General features: G+C 51.7%; 2 protein-coding genes. Both read right to left on the bottom strand.

Annotated features, from left to right (window positions below; translation table 11 throughout):
* A partial coding sequence (locus tag IEQ44_RS17755) for an ATP-binding cassette domain-containing protein (protein WP_193639426.1) occupies positions 1–159 on the bottom strand: 159 nt, incomplete at its 3' end.
* Between the two features lie 18 nt (positions 160–177).
* Positions 178–264 (bottom strand): NapC/NirT family cytochrome c, encoded by an 87-nt coding sequence (locus IEQ44_RS18225; protein ID WP_369074443.1) that lies wholly within the window; start codon positions 262–264, stop codon positions 178–180.
* Between the last annotated feature and the right edge of the window lie 3 nt (positions 265–267).

Genomic DNA, 267 nt, shown 5'->3' with positions numbered 1-267 from the left:
AGGGCGAGACAACCCCGTCAGCAAACGGAGAAGCGTTGTCTTCCCCGCGCCGTTGCTACCGGTGATTTGTACCCACTCTCCTGCGTTCAGCGTAAATGACAAGCCACTAAATAAGGTTCGTTCATCCCGCTCACAAAGTAACTCTCTGGCTTCAAGCATACCCACGCAATAACCCTGTTAAAAACCTGGCTCGACTTCACGCATATCGGGCAGCTTGTGCGCTATCCCTTTATGGCAATCAATACAGGTTTGCCCATCTTTCACCGC

Origin of the sequence: Nocardioides malaquae, assembly GCF_015070385.1 — a bacterium.
Taxonomy (GTDB): domain Bacteria; phylum Actinomycetota; class Actinomycetes; order Propionibacteriales; family Nocardioidaceae; genus Nocardioides; species Nocardioides malaquae.
This window is presented reverse-complemented; position numbering and strand designations above follow the sequence as displayed.